Annotated in this window: 23 protein-coding genes, 3 tRNA genes and 1 pseudogene; 11 read left to right on the top strand and 16 right to left on the bottom strand. The window is 40.3% G+C overall.

Annotated elements, in window-relative coordinates; genetic code table 11:
• The first annotated feature begins 416 nt into the window (after positions 1–416).
• From Q7O55_RS01170 to Q7O55_RS09290, 7 genes and pseudogenes are all read left to right on the top strand, one after another.
• Positions 417–492: transfer RNA gene (locus Q7O55_RS01170), tRNA-Asn, on the top strand.
• A gap of 4 nt (positions 493–496) precedes the next feature.
• Positions 497–571 (top strand) — tRNA-Glu (locus tag Q7O55_RS01165).
• A gap of 5 nt (positions 572–576) precedes the next feature.
• Positions 577–652 (top strand) — tRNA-Val (locus tag Q7O55_RS01160).
• A 109-nt stretch (positions 653–761) separates the two neighbouring features.
• Complete coding sequence (locus Q7O55_RS01155; protein WP_303927760.1) at positions 762–1,670, top strand: hypothetical protein; 909 nt, start codon at positions 762–764, stop codon at positions 1,668–1,670.
• A 75-nt stretch (positions 1,671–1,745) separates the two neighbouring features.
• Positions 1,746–2,315, top strand: a complete 570-nt coding sequence (locus Q7O55_RS01150) for a helix-turn-helix domain-containing protein (protein ID WP_303927759.1) — start codon at positions 1,746–1,748, stop codon at positions 2,313–2,315.
• Positions 2,279–2,983 (top strand): IS3 family transposase, encoded by a 705-nt coding sequence (locus Q7O55_RS01145; RefSeq protein ID WP_303927838.1) that lies wholly within the window; start codon positions 2,279–2,281, stop codon positions 2,981–2,983. Before Q7O55_RS01150 ends, Q7O55_RS01145 begins: the two co-directional genes overlap by 37 nt.
• 24 nt (positions 2,984–3,007) lie before the next feature.
• A pseudogene (locus Q7O55_RS09290) lies at positions 3,008–3,133 on the top strand (IS3 family transposase); the annotation flags it as partial.
• 54 nt (positions 3,134–3,187) lie between these two features.
• Here the strand turns inward: Q7O55_RS09290 and atpC are convergent.
• The 16 genes from atpC to Q7O55_RS01065 all read right to left on the bottom strand — a co-directional run bounded on the left by atpC (position 3,188) and on the right by Q7O55_RS01065 (position 17,190).
• Complete coding sequence (gene atpC / locus Q7O55_RS01140; protein WP_303927757.1) at positions 3,188–3,595, bottom strand: ATP synthase F1 subunit epsilon; 408 nt, start codon at positions 3,593–3,595, stop codon at positions 3,188–3,190.
• Positions 3,596–3,598: 3 nt separating this feature from the next.
• Positions 3,599–5,023: a F0F1 ATP synthase subunit beta gene (gene atpD, locus Q7O55_RS01135; protein WP_004695069.1), complete on the bottom strand. Its 1,425-nt coding sequence runs from the start codon at positions 5,021–5,023 to the stop codon at positions 3,599–3,601.
• An 18-nt stretch (positions 5,024–5,041) separates the two neighbouring features.
• Positions 5,042–5,896 carry an ATP synthase F1 subunit gamma gene (gene atpG, locus Q7O55_RS01130; protein WP_303927755.1) on the bottom strand — a complete coding sequence of 285 codons (855 nt, stop codon included), beginning with the start codon at positions 5,894–5,896 and terminating at the stop codon, positions 5,042–5,044.
• A gap of 3 nt (positions 5,897–5,899) precedes the next feature.
• The gene (gene atpA / locus Q7O55_RS01125) at positions 5,900–7,438 is read right to left on the bottom strand and encodes a F0F1 ATP synthase subunit alpha (protein WP_303927754.1); all 1,539 of its coding nucleotides are present in this window, start codon (positions 7,436–7,438) and stop codon (positions 5,900–5,902) included.
• Positions 7,439–7,454: 16 nt separating this feature from the next.
• Positions 7,455–8,006: an ATP synthase F1 subunit delta gene (atpH, locus tag Q7O55_RS01120; protein WP_303927753.1), complete on the bottom strand. Its 552-nt coding sequence runs from the start codon at positions 8,004–8,006 to the stop codon at positions 7,455–7,457.
• Positions 8,007–8,010: 4 nt separating this feature from the next.
• Positions 8,011–8,508 carry a F0F1 ATP synthase subunit B gene (gene atpF, locus Q7O55_RS01115; RefSeq protein WP_298711526.1) on the bottom strand — a complete coding sequence of 166 codons (498 nt, stop codon included), beginning with the start codon at positions 8,506–8,508 and terminating at the stop codon, positions 8,011–8,013.
• 18 nt (positions 8,509–8,526) lie between these two features.
• Complete coding sequence (gene atpE, locus Q7O55_RS01110; protein ID WP_005377043.1) at positions 8,527–8,754, bottom strand: F0F1 ATP synthase subunit C; 228 nt, start codon at positions 8,752–8,754, stop codon at positions 8,527–8,529.
• A 23-nt stretch (positions 8,755–8,777) separates the two neighbouring features.
• Complete coding sequence (atpB, locus tag Q7O55_RS01105) at positions 8,778–9,470, bottom strand: F0F1 ATP synthase subunit A (RefSeq protein WP_303927747.1); 693 nt, start codon at positions 9,468–9,470, stop codon at positions 8,778–8,780.
• Positions 9,471–9,697: 227 nt separating this feature from the next.
• Positions 9,698–10,042, bottom strand: coding sequence for a Tat pathway signal protein (locus Q7O55_RS01100; RefSeq protein WP_303927745.1), 345 nt, complete (start codon positions 10,040–10,042; stop codon positions 9,698–9,700).
• Positions 10,043–10,076: 34 nt separating this feature from the next.
• Positions 10,077–10,271 (bottom strand): AtpZ/AtpI family protein, encoded by a 195-nt coding sequence (locus Q7O55_RS01095; protein WP_367268436.1) that lies wholly within the window; start codon positions 10,269–10,271, stop codon positions 10,077–10,079.
• Position 10,272: 1 nt separating this feature from the next.
• On the bottom strand, positions 10,273–11,415 hold the full coding sequence (gene wecB, locus Q7O55_RS01090) for a non-hydrolyzing UDP-N-acetylglucosamine 2-epimerase (protein WP_303927743.1): 1,143 nt from the start codon (positions 11,413–11,415) through the stop codon (positions 10,273–10,275).
• 57 nt (positions 11,416–11,472) lie between these two features.
• Positions 11,473–12,624: a glycosyltransferase family 4 protein gene (locus Q7O55_RS01085; protein ID WP_303927742.1), complete on the bottom strand. Its 1,152-nt coding sequence runs from the start codon at positions 12,622–12,624 to the stop codon at positions 11,473–11,475.
• A gap of 34 nt (positions 12,625–12,658) precedes the next feature.
• Positions 12,659–14,017, bottom strand: coding sequence for a PFL family protein (locus Q7O55_RS01080; protein WP_303927741.1), 1,359 nt, complete (start codon positions 14,015–14,017; stop codon positions 12,659–12,661).
• Positions 14,018–14,026: 9 nt separating this feature from the next.
• Positions 14,027–14,302, bottom strand: a complete 276-nt coding sequence (locus Q7O55_RS01075; protein WP_004695058.1) for an ACT domain-containing protein — start codon at positions 14,300–14,302, stop codon at positions 14,027–14,029.
• A gap of 134 nt (positions 14,303–14,436) precedes the next feature.
• Positions 14,437–16,074: a phosphoglucomutase gene (locus tag Q7O55_RS01070; RefSeq protein WP_303927740.1), complete on the bottom strand. Its 1,638-nt coding sequence runs from the start codon at positions 16,072–16,074 to the stop codon at positions 14,437–14,439.
• A gap of 171 nt (positions 16,075–16,245) precedes the next feature.
• Positions 16,246–17,190 (bottom strand): YitT family protein, encoded by a 945-nt coding sequence (locus tag Q7O55_RS01065; RefSeq protein ID WP_303927738.1) that lies wholly within the window; start codon positions 17,188–17,190, stop codon positions 16,246–16,248.
• Positions 17,191–17,395: 205 nt separating this feature from the next.
• Between Q7O55_RS01065 and ispE the strand changes: the two genes are divergently transcribed.
• From ispE to Q7O55_RS01045, 4 genes are all read left to right on the top strand, one after another.
• A complete protein-coding gene (gene ispE, locus Q7O55_RS01060) occupies positions 17,396–18,292 on the top strand; it encodes a 4-(cytidine 5'-diphospho)-2-C-methyl-D-erythritol kinase (RefSeq protein WP_303927737.1) in 897 nt (298 codons plus the stop codon).
• Entirely contained in the window at positions 18,289–18,981 is a 693-nt protein-coding gene (locus tag Q7O55_RS01055) for a GntR family transcriptional regulator (RefSeq protein WP_303927735.1), read from the top strand. Before ispE ends, Q7O55_RS01055 begins: the two co-directional genes overlap by 4 nt.
• Positions 18,982–19,122: 141 nt before the next feature.
• Positions 19,123–20,583, top strand: a complete 1,461-nt coding sequence (locus Q7O55_RS01050) for a sodium:alanine symporter family protein (RefSeq protein ID WP_303927733.1) — start codon at positions 19,123–19,125, stop codon at positions 20,581–20,583.
• A 359-nt stretch (positions 20,584–20,942) separates the two neighbouring features.
• The gene (locus Q7O55_RS01045) at positions 20,943–22,199 is read left to right on the top strand and encodes a Glu/Leu/Phe/Val dehydrogenase (RefSeq protein WP_008602423.1); all 1,257 of its coding nucleotides are present in this window, start codon (positions 20,943–20,945) and stop codon (positions 22,197–22,199) included.
• Positions 22,200–22,237 lie beyond the last annotated feature (38 nt).

Here is a 22,237-nt window from a genome sequence, read left to right as displayed (position 1 = left end):
ATATCTTATATTTTTACCTACTTTCTTATATATAGATTTGGTTTAAAATTAACCACAAACATAGGCTATATCTAATAAGATAAATACACTTTTCTCTTAACTGATACTACTTTTCAACTAAATCTTATAAACTTTTCTATAATGCATATGTATACCGATTATCTTCAATATACTTATATTGCTAACTCCCATGCATTTGGAGTCATATAATCACCTTAGAACACAGTAAATACCTATAGTTAATAAGCTCTATAGATTTTATTAATTTTAATGACTCTCTCATTAAAATTATTGATAACTAATTTTATCTATAAAGTTATGTCTTTTAGTCATAATTGACAGTATCTATTTTATAGTGTTTAAAAAAAAATGCTTGCTTTTATAATTAATCTAACATATAATAACAATCGTACCATTCCTCGATAGCTCAGTCGGTAGAGCAATCGGCTGTTAACCGATCGGTCGTAGGTTCGAGTCCTACTCGAGGAGCCATTCTGGCCCGTTGGTCAAGCGGTTAAGACACCGCCCTTTCACGGCGGTATCCCGGGTTCGATTCCCGGACGGGTCACCACATATGGACGATTAGCTCAGCTGGGAGAGCGCCTGCCTTACAAGCAGGATGTCGGCAGTTCGATCCTGTCATCGTCCACCAGACTAAAGGAGCAAGCTATTAAGCTTGCTCCTTTTTTTTATATATATGATATAATAATATAAATTGTATAATTTGTAATTTTAAAAGAGTTTTATTAAGAGGAGGAATTATGTTACATAACTTCGGACTCTATAAACGTCCACTATTTACAGTACTTGCTGTACTACTCACAACTGCATTTACAACAGCTAGTGCCGCTATGATCGATTTGAGTCAGCTAACACCAAATACAACGCAACCTGTGGCTCTTAGCACTATACAAAGTAACACAAGTAATGAGGCTTCTACATTGACCCCTAAAACAAATATGGAGCCTGTCATAAAAGTAGCTGCAACACCAACATCTACACCAATTTCTGGAGCTTCAGAAAAAGCAACTATTAATGCTACTAGTACAAGTCATGATGGTCACTTGGAAAACTTTCCAAGCCGCAAAGTAACTATTGTTGTACCAGCAAATTTGCGCAATGAAAACACAGCTCAATTTGGTCACTACATGACAGATCGCTTATCAAATACACTTAAATATCCTTACTATGATACAACCATTGTAAGTACTAACACACCAACTGCAGAAATTAAAGCCGCTGATCTTGCTCGAATTGCAGAGGCCCAAAATTCTGAAATTGTTATTATGCCTGTGCCATTACAAGATGTATATGTACAAATTAATACTATTAACAGCCCAGATTCGTACAATAAAGATAATCATGAAATTTATATCGCTGCAAAGGTTAATGCCCTTTTATACTATTATGATGTAAACGATAAGGTAATCCATACTGTTCGTACGGGCTTCAACCAAACTGATGACTCTTTAACTATGCCAACACATAAATCAGTTTGGAACAAAGTTATGACTATATTACTTGATAAATTACCATACAAACGAATTCCAACAGACCGTGACCGTTACCAAGCACCTGGTATTAATTCTGAGGCACCTGTTGTACTCGATTTCCAAGTAGAACAACCTAAGAACACTGCATACTCCTTAAAAGGTGTGAGCGTCTTGTAGATAAATTTATAAGAAAAGGCTAGCCAGATTGATATGTACCCCCTTTACTGGACAACCAGTAAAGGGGGTAGTTTCATGAGATATAGTTATGAATTTAAAAGAAAAGCAATTGAATTGTTTTACCAAGGTAAATGGCCGGAGACATCAACCGGAGTATTGCCACACACTTTTCATGAGCAAATAAGGAAATGGGCTAAACAAGAAAAGTTTAACGGACCAGAAATTAATGAGCATCGTACAGATAATAAGCGTTGGTCTCCAAAGAACAAATATGAGTTAGTATGCCAAGTATTATCTGGTAAATCTATACGTTCTGTATCTGTTATGGCTGGAATTAACACTGGCCAACTGTATCAATGGGTTCATAAATACAAAACTTTGGGATACAATGGTCTTATTAATAAACCTAAAGGGCGACCATCAAAGGATTCCAAAATGAAAGCAACTAAGACTATCTTACCTCGAAAACTCAAAGAGAGTGAATATGAGGAGCTAATTCGCTTACGAGCTGAAAATGCTTACATTAAAGCTGAAAATGAAGTCATAAAAAAAGAGATTGCCTTGAGAGAAGAAAAAGAGGCTGCGCGACTCAAGGCGAAAAAGCAGCGATTATCAAAACGCTCCGCCAACAAGGATATCAACTAAAGTATCTTCTGAAAGCTATGCCAATGTCCAAATCTACCTATTATTTTGAACTCTCTAAAGTAGATCTTGTAGATAGAAGAAATACACAAGTAAAAAACGAAATTCAAAAGATTTTTACAGAACATAAAGGCCGGTATGGTGTACGCCGTGTATATCAAGAGCTTCTTAACCGAGGTTTTATAGTCAATCATAAACGAGTACAAAGACTTATGCATATCATGGGACTTGCTGGAAAACGGCCAAAGGAGAAGTATCACTCTTATAAGGGACAAGTAGGTAAAGTGGCAGAAAATATTATTAATAGAGATTTTAGTACAACCGCACCATTACAAAAGTGGACTACTGATGTATCTCAATTTAACTTCTCTTGGGGGAAATGTTATTTGTCACCTATTTTAGATATGAATACGAATGAGATTGTTGCTTATGACTTAGCATTAAGGCCTAACTTAGAGCAAGTTTCTCGTATGTTAGATAAAGCCTTTAAGAAGTTTACCAATCTTTCGGGATTAATCTTCCACTCTGATCAAGGCTGGCAATACCAACATAAGTACTTTAGGAGAACACTCAAAGAACACGGTATTATTCAATCTATGTCTCGAAAAGGAAATTGTTATGATAACTCTGTGATGGAAACCTTTTTTGGTAGATTGAAAACGGAAATATAGTATGGTTTTGAAAGGGAATATTCATCATTTAATGCTTTTGCAGCAGCGATAGAAGAATACATTAACTATTACAATAACAAAAGGATTCAAGCAAAAACAAAATGGATGCCCCCTGTAAAATACAGGGTAGCATCCATGTGTTTAGGCTAGTGAATAATATGTATCCAGGAAAATGGGTACATATCAAGATGGCTAGCCTTTTTCTTATAACATTTTTGTAACATGCAAGCGCAGTAAAGCACGTTGCAATGCTGCTTCCGCTCTTTCTACATCAATATCAGGTGTAGGATTTGATAACCGACCTTCTGCACGCTCTTTAGCTCGACGAGCACGTTCCACATCAATGGATATTGGATCTTGACAGTCAGGGGTTACAATACTCACCTTATTATGTTCAATTTCACAGAAGCCACCAAATACAGCATATTCACGAGATGTTCCATCTGGTTGATCAATGCGTAAAGGTGCTAAGTCTAATGCAATAATCATAGGCGCATGATTTGGCAAAATACCAAAAGCACCATCGATAGCTTTACCTACAAAGAATGTAGATTGGCCTTCGAATACGATTGCATCAGGTGTAATTATCTGTAGGGTCATAGGTTCCGCCATGGATTATTCCCCCTTCTCTTGCATTTCCTTTGCTTTTTGAACGGCTTCATCAATGGTACCAACCATGTAGAATGCACCTTCTGGCAATTCATCATGTTTACCATCTAAGATTTCTCTAAAGCCTCTCAATGTTTCGGACAATGGCACATATTTACCAGGAGAACCAGTAAATACTTCTGCTACGAAGAATGGTTGACTCAAGAAACGTTGAATCTTACGAGCGCGAGATACAGTGAGTTTATCTTCGTCAGACAATTCTTCCATACCGAGGATTGCGATAATATCTTGAAGATCGCGATATTTTTGCAATACTTCTTGTACGCCACGAGCTACTGCGTAGTGCTCTTCACCAAGTACATGTGGGTCCAAAATACGGCTTGTAGAATCCAGAGGATCCACCGCCGGATAGATACCAAGTTCCGCAATAGAACGAGACAATACTGTTGTCGCATCCAAGTGAGCGAATGTCGCTGCTGGAGCAGGGTCAGTCAAGTCATCGGCAGGTACGTATACAGCTTGTACAGAGGTAATAGAACCTTCTTTAGTAGATGTAATACGTTCTTGCAATGCCCCTACGTCATTAGCCAATGTAGGTTGGTACCCTACGGCAGATGGCATACGACCTAAAAGGGCAGATACTTCAGAACCCGCTTGGATAAAGCGGAAGATGTTATCGATAAACAAGAGCACGTCTTGTTTCTTCACATCACGGAAGTATTCAGCCATTGTAAGGCCAGTAAGACCTACGCGCATACGAGCCCCTGGTGGCTCATTCATTTGGCCGTATACGAGAGCTGTTTTGTTGATAACGCCGGATTCTTTCATTTCGTTCCACAAGTCATTACCTTCACGAGTACGTTCACCTACGCCGGAGAATACGGAGTAACCGCCGTGCTCTGTAGCAACATTGTGAATCAATTCCATAATCAATACGGTTTTACCTACACCGGCACCACCGAAAAGACCAATTTTACCACCTTTTACGTATGGAGCGATAAGGTCAACGACCTTAATACCTGTTTCCAAGATTTGTGTATCCGGAGAAAGGTCATCAAATTTAGGTGCTGGACGATGAATAGGCCATTTTTCATCAGCTACAACCGGAGCTGGATCATGGTCTACAGTTTCACCAAGTACGTTAAAGATACGACCCAATACGCCTTCCCCTACAGGGACGGAAATTGGAGCGCCAGTATCTTCCGCTTCCATATTACGTGTCATACCGTCAGTAGAACTCATGGCAACGCAACGAACTGTATCGTCACCTAAATGTTGCATAACCTCTACTACGATTTTTTGTCTATCGTGTGCCTTGTGGTCATGGTAGATGTGGATGGCGTTGTAGATAGCTGGTAAATGACCAGCATCAAATCGCACGTCTACAACTGGGCCGATGACCTGCACAACTTTACCAATATTATTACTCATCGACAGATGTCTCCTTATCTATTGCAAGGCATTAGCGCCACCAACGATTTCAGAAATTTCGTTTGTAATACTAGATTGACGCAACTTGTTATATTCAAGGCCTAAGGACTCAATGAGTTCCCCTGCATTATCTGTAGCCGATGTCATGGCCGTCATACGAGCACCCAATTCACTAGCTGCAGATTGCAACAATCCATTATAAACTGTAATTTCTAAGTATTTTGGCAACAACGCCTCCAAGACGGATACAGCAGATGGCATGAAATCATACTCTTCTCCTTTTACCTCATCTTGTGGTTGCTCTATTGGCAACAAGCGCTCAGCCTGTGCAATTTGCGTCATAGAATTTACAAAACGTGTATAGATCATGATGACTTCGTCAACTTCATGACGTTCGTATAGTGAAAGTGCTTCATGCATGATGGTACGCGCATGTTCATAAGATGGTTTATCAGAAAAGCCCGCATAGGACTTATCGATATGAATACCTCTAGATTTCATGCTGTCTCTAGGCTTTCTACCTGCCGTGATAACACGGTATGTATCAGGAGATTTACCATGTAATTGTTCCATGGCAAATTTCAACACATTAGACGAGAATGCCCCTGCCAGACCTTTATCTGCACCTACTACAATATAGCAAGTACGCTCTACAGGTCGCACATCTAAGAGAGGACTTTCAAATCCTTCTAAATCACTATTAGACATATGACGCAAGATTTGCCCTATCTTCTCTGCGTAAGGACGAGTAGCTTCAGCTTTTGTTTGTGCCCTACGAAGACGAGCAGAAGCTACCATCTTCATCGCTTTTGTAATTTGTTGCGTATTGGTAACACTTTTTATGCGTTTTCGCAAATCTTGTGCACTAGCCATACATTACGCCTCCTTACGAGACACTAATGTATGTGTAGAGCCAAATGCTTCAACACATTCTGGGATTGCTTGCTTCAATAGATTTTCAGTTTCTTCGTCAATTTTCTTAGACGTTTCAATGTTAGTGATGATTTCAGGGTAATTTGCTTTCACATAGCGTAAAAGTTCAGCTTCAAAGGACAATACATCTGCCACTTGAATATCTGCTAAGTACCCTTTTGTACCAGCGTAAAGGTTAATAACCATTTCCGCTACACTCATAGGCTCATATTGACCTTGTTTTAACATTTCAGTTAAGCGTTCACCGCGATCAAGTTGAGCGCGTGTAGCCGCATCAAGGTCGGAACCAAACTGAGCGAAAGCAGCCAACTCACGATATTGAGCAAGGTCCAAACGCAATTGACCCGCTACTTGTTTCATCGCTTTAGTTTGAGCACTACCACCTACACGGGATACAGATAAACCTACGTCAACAGCTGGACGAATACCAGAGTAGAACATATCTGTACCCAAGAAAATTTGACCATCGGTGATGGAAATTACGTTTGTTGGGATGTATGCAGATACGTCACCTGCTTGTGTTTCAATGATTGGCAACGCTGTAATGGAACCTCCACCAAGTTCAGGTGAAAGTTTCGCAGCCCGCTCTAATAGACGGCTGTGTAAGTAGAATACGTCGCCTGGATATGCCTCACGCCCTGGTGGACGGCGCAATAATAGGGACATAGCACGGTATGCAGCCGCTTGTTTTGTTAAGTCATCATATACGCATAATACGTGTTTACCTTGGTACATAAAGTATTCACCCATGGCAACACCAGCGTATGGGGCAATGTATTGAAGAGGTGCACCAGTGGAAGCACTCGCAGAAACTACGATTGTATATTCCATAGCCCCTGCTTCTTCAAGTTTTTGTACTACACGAGCAACCGTAGATTCTTTTTGACCAATAGCTACATAAATACAAATAACATCTTTGCCTTTTTGGTTCAAAATAGTATCTAAGGCAATCGCAGTTTTACCTGTACCACGGTCACCGATGATAAGCTCACGTTGACCACGGCCGATTGGTACCATCGCATCAATCGCTTTAAGACCTGTTTGCAATGGTTCGTTTACGGATTGACGATCCGCAATACCAGGTGCTGGATGTTCGATAGGACGACGTTCTGTAGCTTGGATAGCATCCTTGCCATCAAGAGGTTGACCAAGAGGGTTTACTACGCGACCAATCAAGGCATCTCCGGCAGGAACGTCCATAATTTTGCCAGTACGGCGCACTTGGTCCCCTTCTTTAATCAAGAAGTCATCACCTAATAGTACGGCACCTACATTATCTAATTCTAAGTTCAAAACCAAGCCATATACACCGTGCGGCAATTCTAGCAACTCACCGGCCATGGCTCTTTCAAGACCATAAATATGGGCGATGCCATCCCCTACGTCGAGAACAGTACCCACGTCATCGACATTGAGGTCAACATCATAGTCCTGAATCTGCTGTTTGATTATAGCAGTGATTTCTTCAGGCTTCATTTTCATATATACCCATTCACCCCTATCTAATAGAGTTCGTTCTTAATAAAGATTTTTCTAATTCCTCTAAACGACGAGATACAGAGCCATCAATGCGTTTATCCCCTACTTGGATAACGATACCACCCATAACAGATGGATCTTTACGCACAGATAAAATAACATCTTTCCCTGTTACTTCTCGTAATTTAGCTTGTACAGATGCTTCTACATCAGCTGTGATTGGTTCTGCTACAGTTACAGTAGCTTCCAAAATGCCACGAGCCTCTCGTGATTTTTGAATAAACGCCGCAATGGCCTGCGCAATATAACGATGGCGTCCGCGTTTAATCATCACATAGATAAAATGTAAAGCAACTTTGTCGATACTAGATTCAAAAATAGAACCAACTAACTTAATCTTTGCATCTTCTGTAACGATTGGATTTTCAAGGAATGAACGAAGTTCAGGCTGTTCCGCCATAACGGACGCTACATAACCTAATTGCTCCTCCATGAGTTCCAAATTATTTTGTTCTTGAGCTAATTCAAACATAGCCGAACCGTATTTATCTGCTACAATTTCTATGCTCATCGTATCACAACCCTATCGTTTTACTATCAAGTTGACGAATAGCGTCTTCGATCAATTTTGTATTAGTTTCGCTGTTCATATCTTTAGCAACAACTTTACCAGCCATAGCTACAGATAAAGATACCACTTCGTTACGCAAGCTGTTCATAGCTCGATCGCGTTCAATAGCGATATCTTGGCGAGCTCGTTCTTTCTCAGTTTCAATTTGAGAACGCGCTGCTGCTACTTCTTCAGCCGTACTTACCTTAGCTTGATGATGCGCTTTTTCAACGATTTCTTGTGCTTCTTGGCGAGCTTTTGCAATTTGCGCTGCATAATCAGCTTTGATTTGCTCTGCTTCAAGTCGAGATTGTTCCGCACTAGCTAAGTCATTAGCAATTTGCTCTTTACGAGCATTCATCATACCTACTAATGGTTTATACGCAAAACGATGTAAAATCCAAACTAATATAAAAAAGTTTAGCATTTGAGCAAGAATTGTTCCTGGGCTTAAATCAACCAAGGTATTGCCTCCTTGCTATTAACGGAATAACAAAATGAAAGCTACTACTACGCCGATGATAGGCATCGCTTCGATCAAACCAATCGCTACGAACATAGTAGACATCAATTGACCACGTAATTCTGGTTGACGTGTAATACCTTCGATTACTTTACTAGCTACCATACCGTCACCGATACCAGCAGCGATGGCACCACAACCTACTGCGATTGCCGCAGCTAAAGCGAATAAACCTTGAACTTCCATGATTAATCCTCCATTAGATAAAATTAATGTTCTTCACTTAGAGCCATACCTAAGTAGTTAGCTGTAAGAACTGTGAAAATAAAGGCCTGAATAATGCCGATAAATAAACTAAAAGCAATCCAAATCCATGGCACTGGTACAAACCAAGGCAAATTGTAGAGGATTTCTAACAAGATTTCACCTGCCACAATGTTACCAAATAGACGGAATGCTAATGTGATTGGTTTTGCAATTTCTTCAAAAATATTCAAAACCAACATGGCTTTATAAGGCTGTAAGAAATGGTTAAAGTAAGATAAACCTTTTACCTTAATCCCCATCCCCCATACTACAAGACTACTACATAATGCCAAGGCAGCCGTTGTATTGATATCTGCAGTTGGCGAAGTAATTGCATGTAGAGTAGGCAGTAAGCCTAGTTCATTTCCGATAAAGATGAACAAGAAGAATGTGAATAATAATGAGCTCACCATCGGCCAATGTTTACCAAGTGTAGGACATAATTGACCTTCTAAGGCTTCTAATAGTGCTTCTACACCATTTTGAACTCCTACAGGAACCAATTTCCGCCCACGCGTAGCCAACAAGGTAATGATGATGACGATCGCCATCGTAATCCACGTAGCGATTAAGGTATCAATATTAAAAGATAGCCCTAGCCAGTGAACCACCTGATGGTGACCAGCATGCAATTCCACAAACTCATCCCCTTCCATAACTTATAATAAAAACCTTATATATTTATAATTTATATAAATATAATATATATGTATCATCATACATCGTTATAGATATATAATCAACACTTTAAAGGTAAACAATTCCAAATAATCATAAAAAGAATGTATTCAATGCATTATTAGAATACAACTCCATGTATTAGTAAAATCAACACAAATACATTAATTGAAAGGCAATAAAATTCTTAATTAAAATATAAAAATTAGAGTCGATAACTAAGCCGCCAATACACTATATAAAGCGCAGGCTGAATAAGTGCAATCGCTACAAACATACTAATTGCTTCTACATTGGGAAGCTTCAAGCCTAATACTACTAAAGATCCAACAAGCATAAGACGCCACATCATCTGCCTGCGTACCTTACGAACTGCTTTATAAGGATCACCGGCCATAATCGATTGGCTGTGTAAGGCAAGGCTAAGCAAGTAGAGCACCATTATAAAAATACCCCACAGCCAGCCCCATACATATTGTTGTAATCCGCATGCAACTTGTACTATGCCCCCTAAAAAGGCAATAAAAAAACAAGTCAGTAGCACGCGCACTATGAATTTTATATATTGATTCATACATACCTCATTACTTAACTTGTTTGTATAGCATATAAAATCCTGTTATAGCTCCTATTAGGCCAAATATGACCATACAAAGTGGCTCCGTTTGTAGCCAACTATCTAATTTATGGCCTAGCCAAATAAAACCACCTATACAGGAGACCAGTGTGACCCCCGCTGATGTTGCCATTGCGAGGGCTTTCACAAGATCCTTATCCATATTATTTACCAAAACGTTCAGGGCGATTTGCATCACCTAAAAACTCATGGCGTAACGCTTGGATAATGCGTTCAGATGCTTTACCGTCACCATAGGGATTAACGGAATTAGACATCAATTTATAAGCCTCTGCATTACTTAATAATTCATGAGCTGCTTTATGTACTATATCCTTATTAGTACCTACAAGACGAACGGTACCTGCTTCTACCGCTTCAGGACGTTCTGTCGTATCACGCAATACGAGAACTGGTTTACCAAGAGCTGGGGCTTCCTCTTGAATCCCACCAGAATCAGTAAGAATCAAGTAAGATTTAGCCATCAAGTTTGCAAATGGTTCATAGTCAAGAGGATCAATTAATGTAACTCGATCCACAGAACCAAGTTCCTCTTGTACCACTTGGCGAACTTTAGGATTCTTATGTACAGGGAACACAACTTGAATATCTTCAAATTCATTAATTAAATCACGAATGGCTTGGTATACATGACGCATAGGTTCGCCTAAGTTTTCACGGCGATGTGTGGTAACAAGGACCGTACGTTTTTCGGGGTCGAGAGCATTAATAGCTGCATTATCGAATACATAGTTGTCTTGCACCGTCGTATCAAGAGCATCGATAACAGTATTGCCAGTTACATAAAGATGTTCTGTATTGATATTTTCTTTTTTTAGATTGCTTTCAGAACTAGAAGTAGGTGCAAAGTGATACGTTGCAATAGAGCCCGTCAATTTTCGGTTCATCTCTTCAGGGAACGGAGAGTAAATATCACCTGTTCGAAGACCTGCTTCTACGTGACCTACAGGAATTTCTTGGTAGAAAGAAGCCAAAGCACCGGCAAAGGTAGTAGTAGTATCACCATGAACGAGTACTACATCTGGTTTTGCCTCTTCTAATACATCTTTAAGGCCTAGCAAAGCACGATTGGTTACATCATATAATGTTTGCCCTTGGCTCATAATATTTAAGTCGTAATCTGGGATAATATTAAACAAGTTCAGTACTTGATCGAGCATATCGCGATGTTGTGCCGTAACGGTTACGATAGGTTCCATATCTGGTGCTGCTTGTAATGCTTTCACAAGAGGAGCCATCTTGATAGCCTCAGGTCTTGTACCAAAGATTGCCATAACTTTTAACATAGTTGCCTCCAACATAGTAGGATAGAAAAAATGGGGCGCGAAGCGCCCCACATATGGTTATTCCTCATGAGAATCATCTGGATTCTCCAAGGCTTTAGCCAATTCATCGCGATCAAAGGATATGGTATCATCCGAGTCGCTGCGTTCAATTGTAGGACGTGGTAACGGATGCCCTGCCGCATCGCTATGCATAATAACACCAAGGCGGCGAGCAATATAGATACTGCACAAGAAAATGACTAATACCAAGGTCGCGCCGACCCAAGCATTAACCTCTGCAACGATAACAGATACACCTCCGAAAAGAGCGGTTACCGCATACATCATCAATACAGCTTGCTTTTGAGTTAAGCCTTGTGCTAATAAACGATGATGAACGTGACCTTTATCAGGTTTAAAGATGGGACGTCCACTGATTTTACGGCGCACAATGGCAAATAAGGTATCCAAAATCGGCAAACCTAATACGATAGCGGGCACTACTAGAGCAATCATGGCAGCCGTCTTTACGGCACCCATAACAGAAATAGCCGCTAATGTATAGCCTAATAACATGGATCCCGTATCACCCATGAATATTTTTGCAGGATTAAAGTTATACCGTAAGAAGCCTACGGTTGCACCTGCCAAGGCAAGAGAAATACAAGCGAGGTCAGTTTGACCAAGTTGCAATGTCATTGCACAAACAGCGATACATGCGATAAAGGAAATACCTGCAGCCAAGCCATCAAGTCCATCAATTAGGTTTACAATATTTGTAAAACCAACTATCCAGAAAATAGTCAATGGAATAGCCCAATACTTGAGATATACTACACCACCCCAAGGAAGGTTAATGAAGTCTACTCGAATATCATAAGCCACCAGAATAGCAGCTGCTATAATTTGTCCCATTAACTTAGTTTTTGGCTCAATTTGTTTAATGTCGTCCCAAATACCAACTAGCACCAAAATGACCGTACCAAGGACAAACCCAAACAATTTATGATCATGAGGGATGGAATTGTTAAAAAGAACCGATCCCACATAACCGAGAAAGATTGCTAATCCACCAAGTCGTGGAATCGCACCATGATGCACCTTTCGAACATCAGGCTTATCTATTGCCCCAACAGCAACGGCAAAGCGTTTTACCAATGGGGTAAGTGCAAAGGTTATGATGAGCGCTAGTGCAAAGGCCCATACATAATCGAGCACATATTCACTCATAAGACACCTCCAACAACCAGGTTGCAAAAACGGATTAGTTCGTCAAGCTGCGAATAGGAGCAGGAATTCGTCCACCGCGGGCGATGAACTCAGCCGCACTATATGGGCTTACTTCAATAATAGGGGCATAACCTAATAGGCCACCAAATTCAACAACCTCTCCAACCGTCTTACCAGGTACCGGAATTACGCGAACCGCAGTTGTCTTATTGTTAATCATGCCGATAGCTGATTCATCTGCGATGATAGCAGAAATTGTATCAGCAGTAGTGTCTCCAGGAATAGCAATCATATCAAGGCCAACAGAACATACACATGTCATAGCCTCTAATTTATCAAGCGTTAAACTGCCACAGGATACAGCATCAATCATGCCTGCATCTTCAGAGACAGGAATGAATGCACCACTAAGTCCACCTACGTGAGAGGAGGCCATGAGACCACCTTTTTTCACCGCATCATTAAGTAATGCTAGTGCTGCTGTAGTGCCATGACAGCCACAAGAGGACAAGCCCATTTCTTCCAGAACATGAGCTACAGAGTCGCCTACAGCTGGTGTTGGCGCCAAGGATAAATCGATAATACCAAATGATTTACCAAGACGACGAGATGCCTCTTGCGCTACCAATTGACCTACGCGAGTGATTTTAAAAGCAGTACGTTTAATCGTTTCTGCTACAATGTCAAAGGATTGTCCACGAACGGATTCAAGCGCATGTTTTACAACACCCGGGCCAGATACACCCACAGAAATAGCACTATCCCCTTCTGTTACGCCGAAGAAAGCACCAGCCATGAACGGATTATCCTCTACAGGATTACAGAAAATAACGAGCTTAGCACAACCAAGCGCATCATTATCCTTTGTAAGTTCTGCGGTTTTCTTAACGATGATACCCATGTCGCGCACTGCATCCATGTTGATACCAGTTTTAGTTGAGCCCACCGCAACAGCACTACAAACGATATCCGTAGTTGCCAGAGCTTCAGGAATAGAGTCAATCAAAATACGATCAGCTCGTGTAGCACCCTTTGTTACAAGCGCAGAAAAGCCGCCGATAAAATTAACACCTACAGTTTTTGCAGCACGATCCATAGCTTCCGCCACAGGAACATAGGATGTTAAATCACTACCACCTGCTACAAGAGAAATGGGTGTTACAGAAATACGCTTGTTGATAATAGGGATACCGAACTCGCGTTCAATATCTTCACCGGTAGATACAAGGTGTTCTGCTTCTTTCGTAATGCGATCATAAATGCGATCACACAATTCTTTACCAGAACTAGATGCGCATTCGAGCAAGCTGATACCCATCGTAATGGTACGCACATCAAGCTTATTATCGTGAATCATCTGATTAGTTTCTAAAATATTGTCGATAGATAACATAAGTGCCTCCTATCCTACACGGTGCATGCTCAAGAAAATATCAGCATGTTGCGCACGGATTTCAACACCCAGTTCTTTACCTTGTGTAGTCAAAGCTTCTTGAATAGCTGTAAGATTTTTCATATCTTCAGACTTGGTTTCACACATCATAATCATATTGAAAACGCCATCAAGGATGGTCTGATTAATGGACATAATATTTACACCGTAGTTAGCGAGTACGGTACTAACTCCAGCAATGATACCAACGCGGTCTACGCCGACAACGGTAACAACTAATTTCATAACATCACCTTCTCTAAGCACTACAAACTACATAGCCAGTATAGGGCATTCAATAAACTATATTAATATATTATAACACATTTATTATCTTTCATTGGTGAAATCTTCATGAGTTTTCTAGTAAAAATAATATGTTACACTTCGTCAGACAAAGCACTTGTTACAATCTCTTCACCAGCAGTTAACAATGCGATAAGACCTTTGTCTCCTTTATAGCTTTCACCATAAATTTTATATAAATCTTCAGTACCAGATGGACGTGCTACAAACCAGCCGGTTTCCGTCTCCACACGAACACCATCGATAGGCATATCCTTGTACAAGGATGTCGTGCGTACATTCATAATAGCATCACCATCGACCTCTGTAGCTGTAATAGAGCTAGCATTTAACTGTTTCAACTTAGCCTTGGCCTCCTTTGTACAAGCCGCATCAATACGACCAAATCGAGGATCTCCACAGCCTTCCACAATATTGTTATACAGTCTCTCAACAGTGGCGCCCATTACAGCGTACATCTCCATCGCTAAGAGAGCCATTACCATGCCGTCTTTATCTGTGGTCCATACGGTACCATCTTTTTTGAGGAAGGATGCCCCAGCAGATTCTTCGCCTCCAATGCCAATTTCCCCATCGAATAATAGAGAGCTAAAGTATTTAAAGCCTACTGGAACTTCATACACGGGAATTTCTTTAACGGATGCCCACTTATCAATCATGGTTGTACAAACAACCGTTTTACCTACCCCTTTATCCTTCCAACCACGAGTTGTGAATAGATAATCGGCAGCGGCTACGAGGAATGCATTTGGTGAAGCAAGCCCTTCTGCACTAACAATACCATAACGATCGTAATCGGGATCGTTACCAACAGCCAAATCGTAATTACCTATTTGCTTAATAACATCGGCCATAGCGTATTCTGAGGAACAATCCATGCGGACCTTACCATCATGGTCATACGTCATAAAGCTAAAGGTTGGATCATATTCATCATTGATAATATCCATATTGAGATTATAGCGCTCTTTAATAGCTCGCCAATAACCTAGTCCACTACCACCAAGGGCATTAACGAGAACCTTAGGTTTTGCACTTTGTATTGCCTCCATATTAATGATAGAAGACAGTTCTTCAACATACAGGCCTTTATAGTCATACGGAACTTGTTGATCAGGTTCAATATTGTCGATACTAATACGTTTGAACCCTTCTAATTCACAATATGCACGAACATATTCATTAGCACGGGTTTCAATCCATTTTGTAACGAGAGTATCCGCCGGACCACCATTAGTAGCGTTATACTTGATGCCACCGTTATCTGGAGGATTATGAGATGGCGTAATCACGATACCATCCGCTTTATCATCGTGGCTTTCATTATAACGAATAATGGCACGAGATATAGATGGTGTCGGCACGAAATCCATATCGGAATCAACCATTGCCGTTACGCCATTGCCAGCAAGAACCTCTAGAACTGTTACAAGGGCTGGCTGAGATAAAGCATGTGTATCTTGACCGACAAAAATCGGACCTGTAGCGCCGAATTGGCCACGGCCATCACAAATAGCCTGTGTAATAGCGGCCACATGTAAATCTGTAAAAGTACCATTTAAAGATGTACCGCGATGGCCAGATGTACCAAAGGATACGAGTTGTGTCGGATCTGTAATATCCGGAGTATTATCAAAATAGGCATCCACAAGGGTTTGCACATCGATAATATCTTGTTCTTGTACAGGCGTACCTGCTAATTTGTGAGTCATAGAAACCTCTAATCTTATCTTGAGGGCAAGCCCTCTCATTTTACAACCTTGATATTCGATCAATTACATTAAATTATTTTCAAAATGTATGTATCATTCATAAAATATTATATTTACACATAATTAATATAAGATGACAACAGCCAGAGATTTTATCATAATTCTTTATTTTTATCTATTACAACTATTTTCATCTATTACAACATTATTGTTCGCTTCGGTAGTTATATCTTGTGATTTTAGCTGATTAGATATTTCCGCAGGAACAATAGGTTGAGTAAAACCTTGACCGATAACCTCTTGAGCATCAGTAATCAAGATAAACACATTTGGGTCCGCTTCTTGAATAACCTCTTTCAATTTATTTACCTGCAGCAAGTTAACTACAACCATCACAATCTGCTTAGGCGTCCGTGTATAGGCGCCAATACCATTAATAATGGTAGCACCACGACCGACTTTATTGATGATACATTCACATACTTCATCAGTCCGATAGGTAATAATAAAAGCAACTTTACGTTGATTAAAACCAATTACCACCTTATTTGTAATAATAGTATATACATACACACTGATAAGAGTTACGGCTACCGCTTCAAGTCCAACAACGCCGACAGCAACTAAGAGGATAGCACAGTTGATGGCACTATTAATAGATCCCATTTGAAGACCATAATATTTGCGAACGATAAGTGCAATTGGATCAAGGCCACCTGTATTACCACCTACACGGTAGACGATACCAAGCCCCAGTCCAGTTGTGATACCCGCCATCATAGAACTGAGTAGTGGATCCTTAATAATCATGTCATATTGTAAGAAACTAAACAGATCAATCATCCACGATAGCATGAGCGTGCCATACAAGGTATTCAGTACAACACGTTTGCCAAGCCACTTCCAAGTAGCCCAAAAGATAGGGACGTTCAAAATAACGTTCCAAGAACCAACGGATAATCCCGTTAGATAATACAGAATCAATCCTACCCCACTAATACCAGTACTAACCAGTTTATGAGGTAGTACAAAGGCGTCTAAACCAGCACCAAAAATTGCACAACCAATAGCAACTATGACACATTGATAGACAACATCTTTATACTTGGCGAACATAGCTCCCTCCAAATTGCCATTTCACTATAAATATTCTATAATGAACTAATTAAAACATACGCTGTTTACAATGCTTTTAATAATCAAACAACAGGTATATACAAAATCATCATAAACCACTTAATGGTTATTTTCAATCACTTTATAACAGTATAAAATAAACATATTAACTGCATATAATTTGTACATTACAAACGAGGCTATTATGAGTAAAAGTTTTGAGCAACTCGGTTGCAGCAAAATTAATATTGGGCTTGCTATTACAGGTAAGCGTGACGATGGATACCACAACATCGATTCCATATTTCAATCGATTCGCCTTAGTGATTCTATTTATTTCGCTAAGCATCATTCCGTAGTATTTTCTGGTGGCGCTCCCGAATTGCCCGATTACATGCAAAAGCTCGTAAGCTATGGAGAAGATAATCTCGCACTCAAAGCTTTACGCGCCATACAGGCCTATACGGGTTGTAAAGCCGGTGCCGCCATCCACCTATTAAAACGCGTTCCTATTCAAGCGGGTCTTGGTGGCGGTAGTGCAGATGCAGCGGCCATGTTATTAGGTCTCAACCGTTTTTGGGACTTACGTCTTACGCAAGAGGAACTTTTAAACATCGGTGCCTCACTCGGATCTGATGTGCCGTTCCTACTACAAGGTGGTACAGCTCGCGGAACAGGTCGTGGCGAAGTGTTAACCTATAGTCAATCGCCAGAAGCACATTGGCTATTATTAGTAAAGCCAAAGGTATCTATTTCTACAGCGGTTGCTTATGGTCGTTTCAGCGGTAAATCTAATGCCACCACAAAAACAATCGATACCGTTCTGAATCATCTTAAGAATAATGATTTACAATCTGCTTTCACCAGTAGCGCTAATACCTTCGAAGAATTATTATTTTTAGATTACGAAGAACTAGTAATATGTAAGGAATTCTTCACTAACCGTGGTTACCCAACTATCATGACAGGAAGCGGTCCTACTATGGTAGTATTACTTAACAAACCGATGGAAGCATTGCAGTTACAAGAAGAGAGCAAAGCAGCTGGTCATGATTGGCTGTCACTCATTACTAAAACATGTACACAGGAGGACTTAGTATGACAAAACGGTTACAACCTATACGACTTGATGCGTATAAGCCACTAAGAGAAGTAGTAAGTGAAACATTGCGTCAAGCCATCCAAGATGGGGTGTTAAAACCTGGGGAGCGCCTCATGGAAATTCCCCTTGCTGAAGAGTTAGGCGTAAGTCGTACCCCAATTCGTGAAGCCATACGCAAACTGGAACTAGAAGGCTTTGTCGTTATGGTTCCTCGTCGCGGTACCTACGTTGCCAACATATCTTTAAAGGATATTACGCAAGTATTTGAAATCCGCTCTGCCCTTGAAGAACTTGCAGCAGGTCTTGCAGCAGAACGGATTACGGAAGAAGAAATCGAAATATTAGAAAGAATGCTCGTAGAAATTGGGGATCATATGGAAAACAAGGATATGGAATCCGTTGTGGCTGCAGACGTAGAATTCCACGAAGTCCTCTACCGTGCCTCTCGCAATGAAAGATTGGCGGATATTGTTCACAATTTACGAGAACAAACCTACCGCTTCCGCAGTTTCTCCATGAACCAACCAGGTCGTCTCAGAAAAACTTGGGAGGAACATCGTCAATTAGTGGAAGCCATCGCCTCTCACAATGCCGCACAAGCTCGTAAATTAGCTCGAATTCACATGGAACATTCTGAACAAACCTTGTTACAAGGAATGGAAGAGTCACAAGAATTTACTAAGGCATAAAAAACATCCTACAAAAACACTATATAAAGCAAAAATCCTTCCTATTTGTGAAGGATTTTTGTTTTACATAGTCTATAGAAATTGATACAATATCATTGATTATTATGAAATATAGATTTTTTTACAGGAAAGGGAGTTTTTATGGAAGCAATGCTCAATGATGCTATATCTACCATAAACAATTATTTATGGAGTTATTTCATCATTTTTATTCTCATCGGTGCAGGTCTCTTTTTTACGATGACAACGAATTTTGTACAAATTCGCATGATTAAAGAAATGATTCGCCTCGTAATTAACGGCGCAGGTAGTTCTACAGAAAAAAATCATGTATCCTCATTCCAAGCATTCTGTGTTAGTACCGCATCTCGTGTAGGTGTTGGTAATATCGCAGGTATAGCTATTGCCGTTGTACTTGGTGGCCCTGGTGCCATTTTCTGGATGTGGGTTATCGCACTTATCGGTGCTGCCACGGGCTTCATCGAATCTACATTAGCACAAATTTACAAAGAACCTGTTGCTAAAGGCGGTTTCTACGGTGGACCAGCTTACTACATTCGCTATGGTCTAAACAATAAAGCATTATCTGTTCTATTCGCTATTTTAATCAGTATTACATATGGCTGGATTTACAATTCTGTACAAGCCAATACATTAGCTGCATCTCTCCAGATATTCAACTTTGATGTATCCTATACAGGCGCTGTAGTGGCAGTCCTCCTTGGCATTATTATTTTCGGTGGTATCAACCGCGTTGCAAAAGCATCTGAAATCATTGTTCCTATCATGGCAATTCTATACATTGCTACTGCATTATTCGTGGTAATTATGAATATCACCCAATTCCCACATGTAATCTATACTATTTTCTCCTCCGCATTTGAGCCTGTTGCAGCAGGTGGTGGCTTATTAGGTGCTACTGTCATGAATGGTATCAAACGGGGGCTCTTCTCTAACGAAGCCGGTGAGGGTTCTGTTCCAAACGCAGCCGCTACTGCAGCTGTTAACCACCCTGTGGAACAAGGTCTTGTACAAGCATTCGGCGTATTCCTTGATACCTTCATCATTTGTACAGCTTCTGCTTTCATCGTACTTATCGTGGGTGATTACAGCACTACAGGTCTAACAGGTATTGCTCTTGTACAACATAACCTAGCTGAACAGCTTGGTTCTTGGGCTCCTACAGCCGTAGCCATTTTCATCGTTATGTTTTCCTTTAGCTCCTTAATTGGTAACTATTACTACGGTGAAATCAATATTAGCCACTTAACAAATAAACGATTCTACCTACATTTGTTCCGTATTGGTGTAATTCTTATGACATTTGTTGGCTCTATTGCCTCTCTAGATCTTGTATGGAATCTAGCCGATTTATTCATGGCTTTCTTAGTATTAACTAACGTAAGTTCCATCGTACGTATGGGACGTACAGCAGGTCTTGCCCTTGATGACTATATCAAACAACGTAAAGCAGGTATTGAAACGCCAGTATTTAACCGTTCTATTCTAAACCACACGTACGGCATCGTATGGTGGGGTGATGGTCAAACTACAGACTCCTCCGTACCTCCTACTCCGATTGAAGATACAGTGGAAAAATAAAATATATTGACCTATGAGGCTGGTGAAAGTATCTTTCACCAGTCTTTTTCGTATAATCTTTAAATTCGTATAATCTTTAAAATACTTTATTAATACATACAGATGGGTCTATATTCTTCAGAATATAGATTTTTATTTTTTGTAAAAGTATCCATTTTCATAGATAAGACTATCCTCCACCAAGAGATTTTAAAGTGACAGATATCACAGTAACTATCTATATTTTTCCTACTTTTAAAGGTTAAAAACTATAGAATATATTTATAAAAATATAAAGGGTATTCTATTTATAATGTCGAATACTTAAGTATGTGAAAAATTAGCACTAATTAATTTACTCTGTTATCCGGGAGGTAATTATGAGCGGTTATAACCCATATGAAAACATGTTAAACACATTAGACGTAGCAGCTGAAAAGCTCGGCTATACTCGTAGTGAATACGAAGTATTGCGTCACCCAGAACGGGAACTAAAAGTAGCAGTTCCTCTTCAACTAGACAATGGCGAAGTTCGCGTATACGAAGGCTATCGATGCCAACATTCCACATTGCGTGGTAGTGCTAAGGGCGGTCTTCGCTTCCATCCAGATTCCGACGAAAACGAAGTGCGTGCACTTGCGGCATGGATGACTATTAAAAACGCTATCGCTAACATTCCTTATGGCGGTGGTAAAGGGGGCATCAAAGTCGATCCTAAAACTTTAAACCCTCGTGAGTTAGAACGCTTAACTCGTAACTTCGTACGCCGTATTGCACCTATCATTGGTGTTAATACTGACGTTCCTGCACCAGACGTAAATACGAATGCCCAAATCATGAGCTGGATTGCTGACGAATACAGCACATTAAAAGGCGAATGGAGCCCAGGTATCGTTACAGGTAAACCAATCGAAGTAGGCGGTTCCTTAGGCCGTAATGAAGCGACTGGTCGCGGTTGTCTCATCGCATTGCAAAGCTATCTTGCTAAGAAAAACTTAGATATTAAAAACCTTACAGTTGCAGTTCAAGGCTTTGGTAACGTAGGTTCCGTAGGTGCTCGTCTCATTGCACAAGCAGGCGCAAAAGTTGTGGCTATCGGCGACGTAAGTGTTAACATCTACAATCCTAACGGTCTCGATGTTGAAAAAGCATACGAATATGCTAACTCCCACGGTCGTTCCCTAGAAGGTTACAGCGAACCAGGCATGACTACAATTGGGCCTCAAGAGTTATTGGCTCAACCAGTGGATGTATTGTACATGGCGGCCCTTGAAAACCAATTAAACAAAGACAACATGGAAAATATCCAAGCTAAGATCATCTTGGAAGGAGCTAATGGTCCTACTACTAATGATGCGGATAAATACTTCTATGAAAAGGGCATTGATATCATTCCTGACGTGCTTGCTAACGGTGGTGGCGTAGTTGTATCCTACTACGAATGGGTACAAAACAAAGCAAGCTTCTACTGGACTGAAGAAGAGGTTAATGAAAGATTAACTAAAAATATGCAAAATAGCTTCGAAGCTGTTTGGGAAATGCAACATAAATACAATGTACCACCTCGTCAAGCAGCGTACATGGTTGCTCTTGAACGACTCGTAGTTGAAACTAAATGGCGTGGCTACAACTGTTAAACTCCTATACCTCCATACATATTAGCCATGAAAAAGGC

Origin of the sequence: Veillonella parvula, assembly GCF_945949885.1 — a bacterium.
Classification (GTDB): domain Bacteria; phylum Bacillota; class Negativicutes; order Veillonellales; family Veillonellaceae; genus Veillonella; species Veillonella parvula_B.
Note: the sequence above shows the minus strand (reverse complement) of the source record. Positions and strands in the feature narration are given on the sequence as shown.

Bases quoted from the DNA above. Each gene is read 5' to 3' on its own strand.
- Q7O55_RS01075 (WP_004695058.1), bottom strand. From the start codon at position 14,302: ATGAAATTAGTTGTTACCGTTGTCGGCGTAGACCGCGTTGGTATCATT.
- atpC (WP_303927757.1), bottom strand. From the start codon at position 3,595: ATGGCGGAACCTATGACCCTACAGATAATTACACCTGATGCAATCGTA.
- ispE (WP_303927737.1), top strand. From the start codon at position 17,396: ATGAGTAAAAGTTTTGAGCAACTCGGTTGCAGCAAAATTAATATTGGG.
- Q7O55_RS01045 (WP_008602423.1), top strand. From the start codon at position 20,943: ATGAGCGGTTATAACCCATATGAAAACATGTTAAACACATTAGACGTA.
- Q7O55_RS01150 (WP_303927759.1), top strand. From the start codon at position 1,746: ATGAGATATAGTTATGAATTTAAAAGAAAAGCAATTGAATTGTTTTAC.
- atpH (WP_303927753.1), bottom strand. From the start codon at position 8,006: ATGAGCATAGAAATTGTAGCAGATAAATACGGTTCGGCTATGTTTGAA.
- Q7O55_RS01085 (WP_303927742.1), bottom strand. From the start codon at position 12,624: ATGAGTGAATATGTGCTCGATTATGTATGGGCCTTTGCACTAGCGCTC.
- Q7O55_RS01055 (WP_303927735.1), top strand. From the start codon at position 18,289: ATGACAAAACGGTTACAACCTATACGACTTGATGCGTATAAGCCACTA.
- Q7O55_RS01080 (WP_303927741.1), bottom strand. From the start codon at position 14,017: ATGTTATCTATCGACAATATTTTAGAAACTAATCAGATGATTCACGAT.
- atpE (WP_005377043.1), bottom strand. From the start codon at position 8,754: ATGGAAGTTCAAGGTTTATTCGCTTTAGCTGCGGCAATCGCAGTAGGT.
- atpD (WP_004695069.1), bottom strand. From the start codon at position 5,023: ATGAGTAATAATATTGGTAAAGTTGTGCAGGTCATCGGCCCAGTTGTA.
- Q7O55_RS01065 (WP_303927738.1), bottom strand. From the start codon at position 17,190: ATGTTCGCCAAGTATAAAGATGTTGTCTATCAATGTGTCATAGTTGCT.
- wecB (WP_303927743.1), bottom strand. From the start codon at position 11,415: ATGTTAAAAGTTATGGCAATCTTTGGTACAAGACCTGAGGCTATCAAG.
- atpB (WP_303927747.1), bottom strand. From the start codon at position 9,470: ATGGAAGGGGATGAGTTTGTGGAATTGCATGCTGGTCACCATCAGGTG.
- Q7O55_RS01070 (WP_303927740.1), bottom strand. From the start codon at position 16,074: ATGACTCACAAATTAGCAGGTACGCCTGTACAAGAACAAGATATTATC.
- Q7O55_RS01155 (WP_303927760.1), top strand. From the start codon at position 762: ATGTTACATAACTTCGGACTCTATAAACGTCCACTATTTACAGTACTT.
- atpG (WP_303927755.1), bottom strand. From the start codon at position 5,896: ATGGCTAGTGCACAAGATTTGCGAAAACGCATAAAAAGTGTTACCAAT.
- atpA (WP_303927754.1), bottom strand. From the start codon at position 7,438: ATGAAAATGAAGCCTGAAGAAATCACTGCTATAATCAAACAGCAGATT.
- Q7O55_RS01095 (WP_367268436.1), bottom strand. From the start codon at position 10,271: ATGGATAAGGATCTTGTGAAAGCCCTCGCAATGGCAACATCAGCGGGG.
- Q7O55_RS01050 (WP_303927733.1), top strand. From the start codon at position 19,123: ATGGAAGCAATGCTCAATGATGCTATATCTACCATAAACAATTATTTA.